We start from the raw sequence: 15595 nt of genomic DNA, 5'->3' as shown, positions 1-15595 counted from the left end.
TCAGGGGCGCGCGAGCCAGGAAAGGCCCGTGAGCACGGCCTGCTTGCGGTCGAGGTTCAACCGCTCGGTATCGTCCGCGAGGGTGCCGAGCCTATCCCACAGCGACGCCCAGACGGCAAGCGGATGGCGGGCGAGCCAGGCCGGTGCGGCCTGCCCCCGCGCGGCGTCGCGCAGCGCACCGGCGATCGTCCCGCGCAGCAGCCCCATGAAGATCCCGAAGGCGCCGCCCGTGCGGTCCATCGCGAGCCGATCCGCCAGCGCTTGGTCCCGCGGCGGGTCGCCCTTCGCGAGCGCCCCGAGCGTCTTGTCCACCATCGCCTGCAGTTCGAGCCCGCCCGCCTCGGCCAGCGCCAGCGCGCGGCCCGGCGAGCCCTGCGCCAGCACCGCGAGCCGCGCGCGCTCCGCCTTGCCCGTCTCCGGCAGCAGGCGGGCGAGCAGGGCCTCCATCTCGCCCGGGGCGAGCGGATTGAGGTCGAGCCGACGGCAGCGGCTGCGGATCGTCGGCAGCAGCCGCTGCGGCGCCGAGCAGACGAGCAGCAGCACCGTCCGCGGCGGCGGCTCCTCGAGTGTCTTGAGCAGCGTGTTCTGCACAGCGGCCTGGTCGGCGCGCTCAGCCTCGTCCATCACCACGACGCGCCAGCCGCCCTCGGCCGCCGTCTGGGTCAGGAAGCGGACAGCCTCGCGGGCGTCCTCGACGCGCAGCACGCGCTTGGTGCCCCGGTCGCCGGTGTTCGGCTCCAGGGTGAAGCAGTCGGCATGGGTGTCGGCGGCGACGCGACGGAAGACGGAACTGGCGGGGTCCACATAGAGCGGCGACGGCCCCTCGGGCATGCCCGCCAGCAACCACCGCGCGAAGCGCCAGGCGAGCGTCGCCTTGCCGATGCCGGGCGGGCCGCACAGCAGCCAGGCATGGTGCAGGCGGCCGGAACGGGCAGCGGCTTCGAGGGCGCGCGCGGCCTCGTCGTGGCCTGCCAAGTCGGGCGTGGAGCGCGGATCGGTCATGGGCGCAGCGGGAGGGGCGCCGCCCCTCCCGGACCCACCCCGCCAAAGGCCGAAGGGCCTTCGGGAACCGTGATTTGGGGCCCGTAAGTATCGGTTTCCAAAGGCCTCCGGGCCTTTGGCGGGGAGGCCCGGAGGGGCGGCGCCCCTCCGGTCACAGCGCTGCCCCAAGCCGTTCGCGCACAGTCCCCGCGACCGCCGCGAACACCGCCTCCGCCCCCGCACCTGCATCGATCACAGCGCAGCGTTGCGGCTCAGCGGCCGCGATCGCGAGGAACCCCTCCCGCACCCGCCGGTGGAAAGCCGCGCCCATCCGCTCGTAGCGGTCGGCACTGCTGCGCGCCGCCGCGCGCGCGATGCCCGCCTCGACCGGCAGGTCCAGCACCAGCGTCAGGTCCGGCCCGAACCCTTCCAGCGCCACATCCGCAAGCCGCGCCCAGACCTCGCGTGGCAGGCCCTGCGCGCCCTGGTAGGCCAGGGTCGAATCGGCGAAGCGGTCGCAGACCACCCAGCCCCCGGCCTCGACGAACGGGCGGATGACGCGCGCGACGTGCTCCCGGCGCGCGGCGAAATGCAGCATGGCCTCGGCGACCGTCTCCCAGGGACCGTGGCTGAGCAGAAGGTCGCGGATCCGTTCCGCCCCGGGCGTGCCGCCGGGTTCGCGGGTGCGCAACACGGGCAGCCCGGCCGCGGCGAGCGCCGAGGCCAGCCGACGGGATTGGGTGGACTTCCCCGCGCCCTCTCCGCCCTCGAGCGTGATGAACCGTCCGCGCGCAATCATGCCCGCAGGAATGCCGCACTCCGCGCCGCTGGGAAACCCGCCTTCAGGTGCGGGCGCCGAAGACCATCCGGCTCACCACCGCGGGGATGCGTGAGACGAGCCCGAGCCGTTCCACATCCGCCCCGGCCATCAGCGGCACCCGCAGTTCCGGCACGCCTTGCCCGCCGACCATCATCTCGCCGATCTGCTGCCCCCGCGCGATCGGCGCCGTCAGCGGGGCGTCGTAGCGCAGGCGCACCTGCAGGCGGGACCGCCACTGCCGCGGCAGGGTCAGCACCAGGTCGCGTCCGCCCACCATCGGCACCTTGGACCGCTCGCCGAGGTAGACCGGTACTTCCTCGATCGTGTCCTGGGCCCGGAACAGGACAACTGCCTCGAACTCGCGGAAAGCCCATTCCATCAGCCGCTCGCTTTCCTCGGCGCGGGCACGCATCGAGGGCAGGCCGTTCACCACCATGATCACGCGGCGGTCGCCGCGCTTCACGGTTCCGGTCAGGCCGTAGCCCGCTTCCTCGGTGTGCCCGGTTTTGAGTCCATCCGCTCCTGCGACCCGCGACAGGAGCGGGTTCCGGTTGTCCTGGGAAATATTGTTAAACCGGAAGGACCTTTCGTTGTAGTACGGGAAGTATTCCGGGAAGTCGGAGATGATCCGCCGGGCCAGGATCGAGAGATCCCGGCATGTCGTACGGTGTTCCGGATCGGGCCAGCCGGTGGCATTGCGGAAGGTGCTGTTCTGCAGGCCGATGCGGCGGCCCGTTTCGTTCAGCAGTTCGGCGAATTGCTGCTCGCTGCCACTGATCGCCTCGGCCAGCACGATGCACGCATCGTTGCCTGATTGAACGATGACGCCGCGGATCAGGTCGTCGACCCTCACCTGGGCGCCGAGGTCCACGAACATCTTGGACCCGCCCATGCGCCAGGCGCGCTCGCTGACCGGCAGCATCTGGTCGAGCTGCAGCTGCCCGGCCTTCAGCTTCTCGAAGACGACATACATCGTCATCAGCTTGGACATGGAGGACGGCGCCATGCGCTCGTCCGCATTCTTCTCGAGCAGCGTCGCCCCTGTCGAGAAGTCGACCATGATCGCCTGGCGCGCCTGCACGTCGAGCGGCCCGAGCGGCGTGTCGGCGGGGGCGCCGGGCGGCCGTGCGGCCGCGGCCTGACGCCGGCCTTGCGGCTGTGCGCCGCGCTGCGCGAGCGCCGGCGTCGCGAGCGTCGCACCGAGCGTGCCCAGCAGGATCGTTCGGCGATCGGTCATGTCCGCAACCCCCATCGAATCGGCGGCCATGTCAGTCCACCAGGATGCGCGCTCCGGATACGCCTGCGGACAGGCTCCGCTCAAGCGCCGCGTCGGCCCCCGTTACATCTGGATACGGGCCGAGCCGGACGCGGTACTGGCGATCGCGCCGTGTGCCGATGGTCTCGATGCGCGCGCCCGGCACGCGGGCCGCGAGTCGCTGCGCCGAGTCCGGCCGCGAGAGGGTACCGAGCTCGACATAGAGCCTGCCCGGCTGGGGCGATCCCTGCGAGACCGTCTCCGGCAGAGCGACATCGCGTGGGCGGGCCGCCGGGGCCTCCTCGGCGGCGACGCGCGTTGCGACGGGGGCCACGGATCCCGACGACCGGGCACCGGGCGGGGGTTCGAGGCTTTCGGCCGCGACCGCCGCGCGCGGCGCCGTCTCGATCGCCACGCGGGGCACCTCGCGCCCCGGCACCGCATCGGACAGCGCCCGGCTCCGGTCGCCGTCCACTGCCAGGCGGACCTGGGTCGCCGCGCCCGCTGGCACGCCCAGCAGGTCGGCCGCGCGGTCGGACAGCCCGATGACCCGGCCGGGGTTCACCGGTCCGCGGTCATTGACGCGCAGGGTCAGCGACCGCCCGTTCTCGAGGTTCGTCACGGTCACGACCGCCGGCAACTGCAATGTCCGGTGCGCGGCCAGAGCGCGGGATCCACTCCACGCCTCGCCATTCGCCGTGGTCGCGTTCCACCCAGGCCCTGCCTGGCGGGTCGCCAGGCCGGTCTCGGTCAGGGAGAAATCCTCCCGCGGGTAGGACCATACCCCGCCCATCCGGTAGGGCTCGCCGACAACGTAGCGCGGGGCGGGTCCGCTGCAGCCGGCCAGCAGAAGGCCGGCGAGGAGGAGCGCCCTCACCCCACCCGGTCCGACAGCAGCCCGACCGCGAGGCCGTAATTCACCGGCGAGTTGTAGCGGCGGATGACCCGCAGGTTGTGATGGCCGAGGAAGACCTGGCCGTTGCCCCGGTTGGGCAACACCACCTGCGCATCCGGCCCGTCGGGCAGCGGACGGCCGGCCTCGGTCCGGAAGCCCATGCGGGCGAAATCGCGCATGGGCCGCATGGAGGTGTCGGCCCCGGCGGCACTGAAGCCCGGCGGCGGGGTGACGGCGAGGCCCCAGGGCTCCCCATCCCGCCAGCCGTTGCGGGCGAAGTAATTGGCGATGGAGGCGAGCGCATCCGCCTTGCTGTCCCAGATGTCGCGCCGCCCGTCGCCGTCGAAGTCGACCGCGAGGCGCTCGAAATTGGTCGGCATGAACTGCGGCTGCCCCATCGCGCCGGCCCAGGAGCCCGTCATCCGGTCGGTGCGGATGTGGCCGTCCTCGAGGATCTTCAGCGCGGCGAACAACTCGGTGCGGAAATAGGCCGCGCGGCGCCCTTCCCACGCGAGGGTCGCCAGCGCCTCGACCACCTTGAAGCCGCCGGTGTTGCCGCCGAAGTTCGTCTCGACGCCCCAGATCGCGACGATAATGCTGGGGGACACGCGGAAGCGCTGCTCGATCCGCCGCAGCAGGTCGGCGTTCTCGAGATAGTTGCGGCGGCCGTTCTGCACGCGGGTCGGCGAGACCATGATGCGGTCCCGGTAATCCTCCCATTGCAGCCCGCCTTCCGCCTGGCGGCGGTCAAGCTCGATGACCCGCTGATTCGGGCGCACGCCGCTGAACGCCGCGGCCAGGGTCGTCTGAGAGATGCCGCGTCGGCGCGCCTCGGTCTTCACCCCGTCGACGAAGCGGTCGAAGGGCACGCTCGAGACCGAGGTCATCGGCGGCTCGACCGGGGTGGCCGCAGCAATGGGGGCCGGGGGCGCGGAGGGCGTCGCGGCGGCGGTGCAGCCGGCGAGCGGTGCAGCGGCCAGGAAGATTCGGCGCGGGATCATGGCCACAGGAGGTGCCATGCGGCGCCCCTCGACGCAAACGAAGTGTGGGCGCCTTGGCCGCGGTCGCCCCTACGCTTAAGCTCGGTCCCCTGACTGGAGGACAACGCCATGGCCGCCGTAACGCGCGAACTCGCCGCTTTCACCGCAGGGATCCGCTACGAAACCCTGCCCGCCGAAGTGCAGGAGCGCACGCGCTTCCTCGTCCTCGACCTCGTCGGCAACATGCTGCGCGGCCGTCACGATACCGAGAGCACTGCCCCGCTGCTCGCCGCGGTCCGGTCGCTCGGCCTCGCGGCCGGGTCGGCGGCGGTGTTCGGGGACTCCGCGCGCTACACGCCGGCCGGCGCGGCGCTGGTGAACGGCACCACGGCGCATTCGCTCGACTTCGACGACACCCACGCGGCCGGCACGCTGCATCCCGGCGCCCCGGTGATCCCGGCCGCGCTCGCCGCCGCGGAGATGGTCGGCGCCGACGGCAAGACCGTCCTCGCGGCGATCGTCGCGGGCTATGAGGTGACCTGCCGCCTCGCGCTTTCCCTGCCCGGCGGCGACCACTACGAGCGCGGCTACCACCCGACCGCGACCTGCGGCGCATTCGGCGGCGCGGCGGCTGCCGCCCGCGTCTTCGGCCTGTCCACCGAGCAGGTGGAAAGCGCCTTCGGCATTGCCCTGTCCCAGGCGGCGGGCTCGCTGCAGTTCCTCAACAACGGCGCGTGGACGAAGCGCTTCCAGGTTGGCTGGTCGGCGCTGAACGGCCTGACGGCCGCCTGCCTGGCGCGGGAAGGCTTCCGCGGCGCCGGAGAGGCGCTGGAAGGCCGCGCCGGCTTCCTTCGTGCCTATGCCCCGAACCCGAAGCCCGAGCGCGCGCTGCAGGGCCTCGGCAGCGAGTGGGAGCTGATGGAGACGGCGGTGAAGCCCTATCCGTCCTGCCGCTACGGCCACGCCAATGTCGATGCGGCGCTCGCGCTGCGCGCCGAGCTCGGCCTCAAGGCCGAGGAGATCGAGAGCGTGACCATGGGCTTGCCCAACAAGGGCATGCTGCTGGTCGGCGCGCCGACGCAGTACAAGCAGAACCCGCAGAACATCGTGGACGGCCAGTTCTCCGGCCCCTTCGTCGTGGCCTGCGCGCTGGCACGCGGCCATTTCGGCTGGGATTCCTACGCCTGGCTGCAGGATCCCGACCTGCGCACCCTGATGCGGAAGATCCTCCCGCAGGAAGACGCCGAGGTGGAAGCCGACTTCCCCGAATACATGTCGGGCAAGCTGACGGTGAAGGCGCGCGGCCAGACCTTCGTGAAGAAAGTCAACGTGCCGAAGGGCGAGCCCGCGAACTTCCTGACCGAGCAGGAACTGCGCGCGAAGTTCCATGGCCTCGCGGATGCGGTGCTGGGCGCGGATCGCGCGAAGCAGCTGGCCGATGCGGTGCTCAACCTCGACAAGGCGTCCGACGTGCACGGGATGCTGCGCCTCGGTGCGCCGATGATGGCCGCGCGCCTCGCCGGGGAGTAATCCCCGGCGCTTCGCCAGGATGGGTGGCCGAGCGGTTTAAGGCACCGGTCTTGAAAACCGGCGTGGGTTCACGCCCACCGTGGGTTCGAATCCCACCCCATCCGCCACGGGCTTCCGCTTGCAACACTGCCGCAGCCCCGCCACGGTGCGAGCGATGCGCGACCTCCGTGAACCTCCGAGCATGATGCCCGCGAACCCCGCCCCGCATGCGGCAGGATTGGCGTGAACGGCCTCGCCGGACTGGCCGGAACGTTGGTCACGCTCGGCGCGATCCTGGCTGCTGGCGCGGGGGCCTACGCCGCCTGGCGCTGGCGCTTCGAGCGCTCGCGTTTCCTCGTCTGCGTCCTCGGCATCGCCGCCGCCCTGGCGATCGTGGCGGCGCGCACCACATCCTATGGGAGCGCAGCCTGGCTGCGGCTGCTGCCGGACGCAGCCGCCATCGTCTTCTTCATCGCCCTGCTGCGGGCCCTGGCGCGACAGGATCGGTCCTCGCGACGCGTCGCCGCCGCGGCCCATCAGAACGCCGTCACCGGCCTGCCCAACCGTTCGACCTTCATCGCCCAGATGACGCCGGCCATGGCGCGCTGCCGGCGGGACGGCGTGCCGGCCGCCATCCTCGCCGTCGCGATCGACGGCCTGGGGGATATCGAAGCCCGCCGCGGCCCCGCCACCGCCGAGGACGCGCTGCGCGACCTTGCCGCCGTGCTGCGCGACACCGCCCGGGCCGGGGACCTGCCGGGCCACCTGGCGCCGACCGTCGTCGCGGCGATGCTGCCCGGCACGGCCGCCGAGGCGGCCCAGCGCCTCGCCGAGCGCCTGCGCGCCCAGGTCGCCGAGCGACTGCCCCATCCCTCGATGGACGGCAGCCGCATGACCGTTTCGATCGGCATCGCAGCGATCGACCAGGGCATCGGCCGTGCGACGCTGGATGAGGCGATGGACGCCGCCGAAACCGCCCTGATCCGCGTCATGGACGCCGGCGGGGACGGTATCCGTCTGGCCGAACCGCCCCCGCATCGGCACGCGGAAGCCGCCTGACCCGCACGCGAAGAGACGCGACGGCGTGACCCGGGCGCGGTAATCTGCACGCCGTGAACCTGCTCGCCCCTCCCCGCGCCCGGCTGCAGATCGAGGTCGTCTTCGATCTCGTCTGCCCCTGGTGCTACCTCGGCACGCGCCGCCTGCGCCGGGCGTTGCGCGCGCGCCCCGACATCGTCGCCGACATCCTGTGGCGCCCCTTCCTGCTGAACCCGGACATCCCGGCCGCCGGCTTGCCGCGACAGGATTTCCTCACCCGCAAGTTCGGCGGCGAGGAACGTGCACGCCGCCTGCATGCGACGATCTCCGAGCTCGGCCGGGCGGAAGGCGTACCCTTCCGCTTCGACCGCATCCTGCGCATGCCCTCCAGCCTCGATGCCCATCGCCTGGTCCGCTACGCCGCGCGCGAAGGCCAGGCCGACCAGATGGTCGAGGCGCTGTTCCACGGCTACTTCGCCGAGGGCCTCGACCTCGGTCACATCGACTCGCTGGTGCGCATCGCGACGCGGGTGGGCCTCGAACATGGCGCGGTGCACCGCTTCCTCGATTCGGGCGCGGAAGCGGATGCGGTGCATGCCGAGAACCTCCGCGCGCATCGCCTCGGCATCAACGGCGTGCCCTGTTTCGTCGTCGCCGGCCGCCATGCCATCGCCGGTGCGCAGGAACCGGAAGTCATCGAACGCCTGATCGACGTCGCCCTCGTCGAAGGCTGACGAGCGGGGGTTGCGCTCCTCGCGCGCCGCGTCTAGTTAGGCGGCCCCGCCGGGACGGGGGGCGCATAGCTCAGTGGTATGAGCGCCTGCTTGACACGCAGGAGGTCCGTGGTTCGATCCCACGTGCGCCCACCATTTCCTCTACAATTTGCATCAAGTGCCGGCGCCCGTATGCGCGGGCTTGGCTCACGCGGCGTGAACTGAACCGCTGGCCTTCAACGGATGGCGCGGGCGTGCATGCGCGCTCCCAACCCGAGGCGAGGCCTCGGGCCGCATGATGACGCGCATTGGTCCGCCGCGCCCTGCGGCGTATCGGATGGCATCGCTCTTGGCTTGAGCTCGATCGCGCATGCGCGTTCGCAGTCCGGCGCAAGATGTCGGCCTGCAGGGAGCGCCGGATTGCGTATGTCCGCTTCGGTGCCGGCGGGCTTTCGCCCATGGCGGAGCGGGTGCACGACGTCGCGAGCGACGCCCAGGTGCCGATGATGCGGCCCGGCGTCCGGGGAGGCACGAAGGCCGGGCCTTCGTGCCAGCCGCCTCAGAAGCGGTAGCGGAAGCCCACGACGAAGCTGTTCGCGCCTTCCCAGACCCCGTTGTAGGTGCCGAAGATGCCGCTGCGGTGCATGTAGCGCAGCGCCACTTCGTATTGCGGGGAGTCCGGCAGCGCGAAGGTGAGTTCGGGCGAGAAGAAGTTCAGGAAGTGCGACTGGTTCGCCTCCGGCCTCTGGTCCGTGCCGCGCTCGACCTGCGGCAGCCGCGTCACGTAGTCCGGACCGAAGGAGAGGCCGAAGGTGGTGTAGACGTAATCCGTCCAGGGGAAGCCGTCGTAGCGCAGATAGGCGACGGTCCAGAACTCGCCGCCCTCCGTCTGCCCGAAGCGGTAGGCACCGCCGACCTCGAGGTCGACCATGAAGAAGCGCCAGAACCGGCCGACACGGTACTGCACCGCACCGCCGACCAGCGTGTCGTCGCCCCAGGAACCGGTCCAGGGCTCGATGATCAGCTCGCGGAGGTAGCCGTCCGCGACGGACGACCCGACGAACAGCGTGCCCGACCAGCGCCGCGCATCGGCGAGGGCACGGGCACGGTCGCCTGGCGACAGCCCTGACAGATCGGGCGTGGTGGCGGTGACGAGTGCCGTCGCCGCTGCCGCCGATGCGGGGCCCGGCACCGGCGCCGGCTCGGAGGCGGGCGCGGCGGCAGGCGCCGGCGAGACGACGGGCGAAGCCGCCGCCGGCGCGGCGCCCGATGCCGGCAGCGCCTGAGCGCGCGGCGTGGTCGTCCGGTCGGGCGGCGGGCCGCCGGCCGCGAGCAGGACCGCGACGCCCGCCAGACCGAGAAGGCGGGCTGCCGAGGACGGAGCAATAGTCATGTGGAGAGACCCTGGTCGAAACGATCTTCGCTTAGGGCCGCCTGCGCCCGCTGGCAACTGGCCTTGACGGTCGGGTACGCCCGCGCTTGACGCGATGACCATGTCCAGGGCGCTTTCTGTCAGGCGGCGCGGGCCTGCCGCACGACCCGGGCCAACGCCCGCAGCAGCTCGCGGGCCGCCTTCACGCGTTGTGCCAAATCCATCTCCTGCAGAAGCGCGAGCTTATGGTCGGGCCGCAGCTTTACCGCGCCCTTCTGCGACTGCACCCAGGCCACCAGCCCGCCTGGGTTTGCGAAGCGGTTGCCCCGGAAGGACAGCACCACGCCTTTCGGCCCGGCATCGAGCTTCTCGACGCCCGCCTCGCGGCACAGCCGCTTGATGGCGACGACCTGCAGCAAGTTCTCGACTTCCGTCGGCACCGGCCCGAAGCGATCGGCGAGTTCGGCGGCCATCGCATCCGTCTCGGCATCCGAGGCGAGCGCGCCGATGCGGCGATAGAAGCCGAGGCGCACCGGCAGGTCGGTCACATAGGTCTCGGGGATGAGCACCGGCAGGCCGAGGTTGATCTGCGGCGTCCAGTCGCGTTCGGATTCCGCGCCGTCCTTCCCCTGACCCGCCTTGATGTCGGCGACCGCCTCCTCGAGCATCTGCTGGTACAGCTCGATGCCGACCTCGCGGATCTGGCCCGACTGCTCCTCGCCCAGCAGGTTGCCCGCACCGCGGATGTCGAGGTCGTGGCTGGCCAGCGTGAATCCGGCGCCGAGGTTGTCGAGCGTCTGCATCACCTCGAGCCGCTTCTCGGCTGCGCCGGACAGGCGATGCGACTGCGGCCAGGTCAGGTAGGCATAGCCGCGCAGCTTCCCGCGCCCGACGCGTCCGCGCAGCTGGTACAGCTGCGCCAGGCCGAACATGTCCGCGCGGTGGATCAGCAGCGTGTTCACCGCCGGCATGTCGAGGCCGGATTCCACGATGTTGGTCGACAGCAGGATGTCGTGCTTGCCGTCGCCGAACTCCGTCATCACCCGTTCCAGCTCGGTCGGGCTGATGCGGCCGTGGGCCTGGACGATGCGCGCCTCGGGCACGATCTCGGCAAGGCGTTCGGAGACCTTCGCCATGTCCTCGATGCGCGGCACGACGCAGAAGACCTGGCCGCCGCGGAAGCGCTCGCGCTGGATCGCCTCGCGGATCACGACGCTGTCCCAGGGCATGATGAAGGTGCGGACCGCCAGGCGATCGACGGGCGGCGTCGCGATGACGCTCATCTCCCGCACCCCGGTCAGCGCCAGTTGCAGCGTGCGCGGGATGGGTGTGGCGGTCAGCGTCAGCACATGCACATCGGCCTTGAGCGACTTCAGCGCTTCCTTGTGCTTGACGCCGAAATGCTGCTCCTCGTCGACGATCACCAGGCCGAGGTCGGCGAACTCCACGCCCTTGGCGAGCAGCGCATGCGTGCCGACGACGATGTTGATGGCGCCGGACTTCAACCCCTCGCGCACCAGCGTTGCGTCCTTGGCGGTGACCATCCGCGACAGCTGCGCGACCTTCACCGGGAAGCCTTCGAAGCGCGCGGTGAAGATGCGGCTGTGTTGGCGGGCAAGCAGCGTCGTCGGCACCACGACCGCGACCTGCGCGCCGGACATGGCCACGACGAAGGCCGCGCGCAGCGCGACCTCGGTCTTGCCGAAGCCGACATCGCCGCAGATCAGGCGGTCCATCGGGCGGCCGGCGGACAGGTCCTCCATCACGTCGGCGATGGCGCGTGCCTGGTCCTCGGTCTCGGCGAAGGGGAAGCGGGCACAGAATTCGTCCCACAGGCCTTCGGGCGGCGTGGCCAGCACGCCGTCCTTCATCCGGCGGAGCGCCGCGGTGCGGATCAGCTCGCCCGCCATGTCGCGGATGCGCGACTTCGCCTTGGCCTTGCGGTTCTGCCAGGAGACGCCGCCGAGCTTGTCGAGTGCTACGCCCGCCGTCTCCGTGCCGAAGCGCGAGAGGATCTCGATGTTCTCGACCGGCACGAACAGCCGGTCGCCGCCGTCATAGGTCAGCTTGAGGCAGTCATGCGGGGCGCCGTTGACCTCGATGGTCACGAGCCCCTCATACCGCCCGATGCCGTGGTCCTGATGGACCACCAGGTCGCCCTCGGCGATCTCGGTGGCGTCCGCGATGAACTGGTCGGCGCGGCGGCGCCGCCGCGGCGGGCGGGCAATGCGCTCGCCGAGGACGTCCTGCTCCGCGGTGACGCAGATGCCCTCGGCCACGAAGCCGCGCTCGAGGCCCATCACCACCAGTGCGACGACGCCGTCCGGCATCGCGCGCGCGGCCTTCCAGTCCTCGGCCGAGGCGGCGGCGACGCCGTTCTCGCGCAGCAGATTCGCCATGCGCTCGCGCGAACCCTTGGACCAGGCGGCGAGCAGCGGCCGCCGGCCTGCCTTCACCTGCCCGCCGGCCAGCGCGGCATAGGCCGCGAAGACGTTCTCCCCCGCGGTACGCGCATCGGTCAGCAGCGGGCCGGGACGGCCGCCGGCCTCGATGCCCTCGACGCCGTCGGGCTTGGCGAAGGGGATGAACTGCAGCACCGGCCCTTGGGCCAGCATCTCGGTCCAGCCGGCGCGGTCGAGGTGCAGGGTCTCGGGCGGCGCGGGGCGGTAGGGCACTTCGCCCTCGCTGACGCGCACCGGCACGCGGCGGGCCTGGTAGTGGTCCGCGACCATCTCGAAGCGCGCCGCCGCGACGTCCTCGGCCTGGTGGTCGAGGCTGACGGAGGCGCCCGGCGCGTAGTCGATCAGCGTCGCCATATGGTCGTGGAACAGCCCGGCCCAGTGTTCCATGCCCGGGTGCTTCCGCCCGGCGCTGACGGAGACGTAGAGCGGATCCTCCGCCGCCGCCGCGCCGAACAGGTCGCGATAGGCGCTGCGGAAGCGCGCGCGGGACTCCTCGTCGAGGAAGACCTCTCCCACGGGGCGCAGGCGCAGTTCCGGCACGACCTTGCCGCTGCGCTGGCTCGCCGTATCGAAGCGGCGCATGTCCTCGATCTCGTCGCCGAACAGGTCGAGGCGCACGGGATCGGGTTCGCCGGCGGGATAGAGATCCACGATGCCGCCGCGCACGGCGTACTCGCCGTGTTCCATCACCGTGCCGGTGCGGTGGTAGCCATTGGCCTCGAGGAAGGCGGTCAGCGCCTCCGGCTGCACGCGCCCGCCCTTCTTCAGGTGCAGGGTCGCGCCGCGGAAGGTCTCGGGCGGCGGCACCTTCTGGGCGAGCGCATTGACCGTGGTGAGCAGGATGCGCGGCCGCGTCGGCTGTTCGAGCAGCCGGGTCAGGGTCGCGACGCGCTCGGCGACGATCTCGGGGTTCGGGGAAACGCGATCGTAGGGCAGGCAGTCCCAGGCCGGAAAACGCAGCACCTCGACCTCGGGGGCGAAGAAGCCGATCGCCTCGGCCATGCGGGCCATGCGGGCGTCGTCGCGGCAGACATGGACCACCGGAGCGTCGGTTTCCGCCCGGCGGCGGCACAGCAGGAGGGCGTCGAAGCCTTCGGGGGCGCCGTGGACCGGGACCGCCCTCACCGCTCCGCCCCCGGCGGGACGCCGGCGCCCGTCCGCCCGCATTCCTCGGCCATGCGGCGCAGCATCGGGCTGTCGGCCTCGGGCGGGATGGGCCGGCGGCCGCACAGCCAGTCGGCCAGGTCGACGTCCCAATGCTCGAGGATCGCCTCGATGGCATCGAGGTCGGCTTCGGAGAAGACGGCGATGTTGCGGGTGACGAAGCCGCCGATCATGAGGTCGGCTTCCTTGGTCCCGCGGTGCAGCGCGCGGAAGACGAGGCGGCGGCGACGCGGATCGAGGTCCTGGGGTTCGGGCATGGCGTGCGCGCTGGCATATAGAGGGCGATGGGAATCGTGTCAGCCCGACCCGATACGACATTGCCGCAGGGCGCCGATGCATTGGCGCCGCTGATGGCCCCGCTCGCCGCGCTGAAGGGGGTCAAGGAGGCCGAGGCCCGGCTGATCGCCAAGGCGGCGGGCGGGACGCGGGTGCTCGACCTGCTGCTGCACCTGCCCGAACGCTACCTGGTGCGCCACCGGATCGAGCGTCCGTCCCAGGCGCCGGTGGACGGCGAGGTGCTGATCCAGGTCGTGGTCGGCTCCCACAAGGCCGGCCGGTCGGCCCAGGGACGGCCCTACGTCCGGCTGCGCTGCGAGGCGGGCGGTGAGCCGCTGACCGCCTACCTGATGAACTGGCAGAAGGCCTGGGCGGAGAAGGCCCTGCCCGTCGGCGCGACGCGCTGGTTCGCGGGCCTGCTGAAGGCGGAGGGCGAGGACCATGTCATCGTGAATCCGCAGGTCTCGGTGCGGGAGGACGGCATCCCGGCCCTGCAGCCGATCTGGCCGCTGACCGGGAAGCTGACCCAGCCGCAGGTGACGAAGGCCATGGCCGCGGCGCTGGCCCTGCTGCCCGACCTGCCCGAATGGCAGGACGCGCCGCTGCAGCGGCGGGAGAAATGGCCCGGCTTCGCCCCGGCGCTTCGCGCCATCCAGGCGCCCGCCGAGGAACCGGGCGAGGAACCGCGCCGCCGCCTCGCCTATGACGAATTGCTGTCGGGGCAGGTCGCGCTCGGCCTGGTACGGCGGCGGTCGCGCGAACGGCCGGGCCGGCCCCTGTCCGGCGATGGGTCGCTGCGCGCGAAGGCGCTCGCCGCCTTCGGCTTCCCGCCCACCGAGGCCCAGCACCAAGCCGTGACCGAGATCGACGCCGACCTCAAGGCGCCGCGGCGGATGCTCCGGCTGCTCCAGGGCGATGTCGGCGCCGGCAAGACTCTCGTCGCGGTCATGGCCATGCTCCGCGCGGTCGAGGCCGGGGCCCAAGCCGCGCTGATGGCGCCGACGGAACTTCTCGCCCGCCAGCACCTGCGGACCTTCGAGAAGCTCTGCGCCGCCGCCGGCGTGCCGGTCGCGCTGCTGACGGGAAGCGTGAAGGGCAAGGAACGCAAGCGCGTGCTCGCCGGCCTCGCGGACGGGTCGATCCCGCTGGTGCTCGGCACCCATGCCCTGTTCCAGGAAGGGGTCGCCTTCAAGGATCTGGCGCTCGCCGTGGTGGACGAGCAGCACCGCTTCGGCGTCGCGCAGCGCCTGATGCTGGCCGAGAAGGGCGACGCGGTCGACATGCTGGTCATGACCGCCACGCCCATCCCGCGCACCCTGCTGCTGACTCAGTGGGGCGAGATGGCGGTCAGCCGCCTGGCCGGGAAGCCGCCCGGTCGCCAGCCCATCACCACCCGCGTCGTCAGCCAGGACCGCCTGCCCGAGATCGTGGAGCGCCTCGGGGAAGCGATCGCGCGGGAGGAACGCGCCTATTGGGTGGTGCGCGCCATCACCGGCTCCGAGCGCGACGATTCCGTCGCCGCCGAGGACCGCTTCGCCGAGCTCGCCGCCCGCTTCCCCGGCCAGGTCGGCCTCGCCCACGGCTTGCAGGACATCGAGGTGCGCGAGGCGGCGCTGGGCGACTTCGCGGCGGGCCGCACGAAGATCCTGGTCGCGACCACGGTCATCGAGGTCGGCGTCGACGTCCCCGAGGCGACCATCATGCTCATCGAGCAGGCGGAACGGTTCGGCCTCGCCGCCCTGCACCAGCTGCGCGGCCGGGTTGGGCGCGGCTCCCGGCCCTCCTCCTGCCTGCTGGTCCATTCGCCGGGGCTGACGGAAGGCGAGAAGCGCCGCCTGCTCGTCCTGCGCGACTCCGACGACGGCTTCGTGATCGCCGAGGAGGACCTGCGCGCCCGCGGCGGCGGCGATGCCCTGGGCGCCCGGCAGGCCGGCCTGCCCGGCGCCCGGCTGCTCGACCCGCGCGAGGACCCCGAGGAATACGGCCGCCTGGTCGAGATCGCCCATCGCGACGCCGAACTGTTGCTGCAGAAGGACCCCGGCCTCGCCGGGCCCAGGGGCCGGGCCGTCCAGTTGCTGCTGGCGATCTTCGGCCATGACATCTCCATGGCCCCGCTCGACGCCGGCTAGC

Annotated in this window: 12 protein-coding genes and 2 tRNA genes; 6 read left to right on the top strand and 8 right to left on the bottom strand. The window is 71.8% G+C overall.

Going from position 1 to position 15595, the window contains the following annotated elements; all coding sequences use genetic code 11:
• The 5 genes from GWK16_RS14255 to GWK16_RS14235 all read right to left on the bottom strand — a co-directional run bounded on the left by GWK16_RS14255 (position 1) and on the right by GWK16_RS14235 (position 4952).
• Positions 1 to 1002: a DNA polymerase III subunit delta' gene (locus GWK16_RS14255; protein ID WP_170054634.1), complete on the bottom strand. Its 1002-nt coding sequence runs from the start codon at positions 1000 to 1002 to the stop codon at positions 1 to 3.
• 151 nt (positions 1003 to 1153) lie between these two features.
• A complete protein-coding gene (gene tmk, locus GWK16_RS14250) occupies positions 1154 to 1780 on the bottom strand; it encodes a dTMP kinase (RefSeq protein WP_170054633.1) in 627 nt (208 codons plus the stop codon).
• Between the two features lie 43 nt (positions 1781 to 1823).
• Positions 1824 to 3038 (bottom strand): D-alanyl-D-alanine carboxypeptidase family protein, encoded by a 1215-nt coding sequence (locus tag GWK16_RS14245; protein WP_170054632.1) that lies wholly within the window; start codon positions 3036 to 3038, stop codon positions 1824 to 1826.
• 31 nt (positions 3039 to 3069) lie between these two features.
• Complete coding sequence (locus GWK16_RS14240; RefSeq protein ID WP_338144478.1) at positions 3070 to 3933, bottom strand: septal ring lytic transglycosylase RlpA family protein; 864 nt, start codon at positions 3931 to 3933, stop codon at positions 3070 to 3072.
• A complete protein-coding gene (locus GWK16_RS14235; RefSeq protein ID WP_248291378.1) occupies positions 3930 to 4952 on the bottom strand; it encodes a lytic murein transglycosylase in 1023 nt (340 codons plus the stop codon). The genes GWK16_RS14240 and GWK16_RS14235 overlap by 4 nt, the downstream gene beginning before the upstream one ends.
• 108 nt (positions 4953 to 5060) lie before the next feature.
• Between GWK16_RS14235 and GWK16_RS14230 the strand changes: the two genes are divergently transcribed.
• The 5 genes from GWK16_RS14230 to GWK16_RS14210 all read left to right on the top strand — a co-directional run bounded on the left by GWK16_RS14230 (position 5061) and on the right by GWK16_RS14210 (position 8347).
• Positions 5061 to 6461, top strand: coding sequence for an MmgE/PrpD family protein (locus GWK16_RS14230; protein WP_170054630.1), 1401 nt, complete (start codon positions 5061 to 5063; stop codon positions 6459 to 6461).
• Between the two features lie 17 nt (positions 6462 to 6478).
• Positions 6479 to 6568: transfer RNA gene (locus tag GWK16_RS14225), tRNA-Ser, on the top strand.
• A gap of 115 nt (positions 6569 to 6683) precedes the next feature.
• Positions 6684 to 7499 (top strand): diguanylate cyclase domain-containing protein, encoded by an 816-nt coding sequence (locus GWK16_RS25585; protein ID WP_170054629.1) that lies wholly within the window; start codon positions 6684 to 6686, stop codon positions 7497 to 7499.
• 53 nt (positions 7500 to 7552) lie between these two features.
• Positions 7553 to 8212: a DsbA family oxidoreductase gene (locus GWK16_RS14215; RefSeq protein ID WP_338144477.1), complete on the top strand. Its 660-nt coding sequence runs from the start codon at positions 7553 to 7555 to the stop codon at positions 8210 to 8212.
• A gap of 59 nt (positions 8213 to 8271) precedes the next feature.
• A tRNA-Val gene (locus GWK16_RS14210) sits at positions 8272 to 8347 on the top strand.
• Between the two features lie 403 nt (positions 8348 to 8750).
• Here the strand turns inward: GWK16_RS14210 and GWK16_RS14205 are convergent.
• From GWK16_RS14205 to GWK16_RS14195, 3 genes are all read right to left on the bottom strand, one after another.
• Positions 8751 to 9584 carry a hypothetical protein gene (locus GWK16_RS14205; RefSeq protein ID WP_170054628.1) on the bottom strand — a complete coding sequence of 278 codons (834 nt, stop codon included), beginning with the start codon at positions 9582 to 9584 and terminating at the stop codon, positions 8751 to 8753.
• Between the two features lie 119 nt (positions 9585 to 9703).
• Complete coding sequence (gene mfd / locus GWK16_RS14200; protein ID WP_170054627.1) at positions 9704 to 13192, bottom strand: transcription-repair coupling factor; 3489 nt, start codon at positions 13190 to 13192, stop codon at positions 9704 to 9706.
• Positions 13147 to 13446, bottom strand: a complete 300-nt coding sequence (locus tag GWK16_RS14195) for an FAD assembly factor SdhE (RefSeq protein ID WP_170054626.1) — start codon at positions 13444 to 13446, stop codon at positions 13147 to 13149. The genes mfd and GWK16_RS14195 overlap by 46 nt, the downstream gene beginning before the upstream one ends.
• Before the next feature lie 27 nt (positions 13447 to 13473).
• On the opposite strand from GWK16_RS14195, the gene recG reads away from it, so the two are divergent.
• Positions 13474 to 15594 (top strand): ATP-dependent DNA helicase RecG, encoded by a 2121-nt coding sequence (gene recG / locus GWK16_RS14190; RefSeq protein WP_170054625.1) that lies wholly within the window; start codon positions 13474 to 13476, stop codon positions 15592 to 15594.
• Position 15595: the final 1 nt, after the last annotated feature.

Origin of the sequence: Neoroseomonas marina (genome assembly GCF_012927745.1) — a bacterium.
Taxonomy (GTDB): domain Bacteria; phylum Pseudomonadota; class Alphaproteobacteria; order Acetobacterales; family Acetobacteraceae; genus Neoroseomonas; species Neoroseomonas marina.
The sequence above is the reverse complement of the archived record's forward strand: the minus strand, read 5'-3'. Positions and strand labels throughout refer to the sequence as shown.

What these genes read in the sequence shown, in the direction of transcription:
- GWK16_RS14255 (WP_170054634.1), bottom strand. Translation starts at nt 1,002, where the DNA reads ATGACCGATCCGCGCTCCACGCCCGACTTGGCAGGCCACGACGAGGCC.
- tmk (WP_170054633.1), bottom strand. Translation starts at nt 1,780, where the DNA reads ATGATTGCGCGCGGACGGTTCATCACGCTCGAGGGCGGAGAGGGCGCG.
- GWK16_RS14245 (WP_170054632.1), bottom strand. Translation starts at nt 3,038, where the DNA reads ATGACCGATCGCCGAACGATCCTGCTGGGCACGCTCGGTGCGACGCTC.
- GWK16_RS14235 (WP_248291378.1), bottom strand. Translation starts at nt 4,952, where the DNA reads ATGATCCCGCGCCGAATCTTCCTGGCCGCTGCACCGCTCGCCGGCTGC.
- GWK16_RS14230 (WP_170054630.1), top strand. Translation starts at nt 5,061, where the DNA reads ATGGCCGCCGTAACGCGCGAACTCGCCGCTTTCACCGCAGGGATCCGC.
- GWK16_RS14205 (WP_170054628.1), bottom strand. Translation starts at nt 9,584, where the DNA reads ATGACTATTGCTCCGTCCTCGGCAGCCCGCCTTCTCGGTCTGGCGGGC.
- mfd (WP_170054627.1), bottom strand. Translation starts at nt 13,192, where the DNA reads ATGCGGGCGGACGGGCGCCGGCGTCCCGCCGGGGGCGGAGCGGTGAGG.
- GWK16_RS14195 (WP_170054626.1), bottom strand. Translation starts at nt 13,446, where the DNA reads ATGCCCGAACCCCAGGACCTCGATCCGCGTCGCCGCCGCCTCGTCTTC.
- recG (WP_170054625.1), top strand. Translation starts at nt 13,474, where the DNA reads ATGGGAATCGTGTCAGCCCGACCCGATACGACATTGCCGCAGGGCGCC.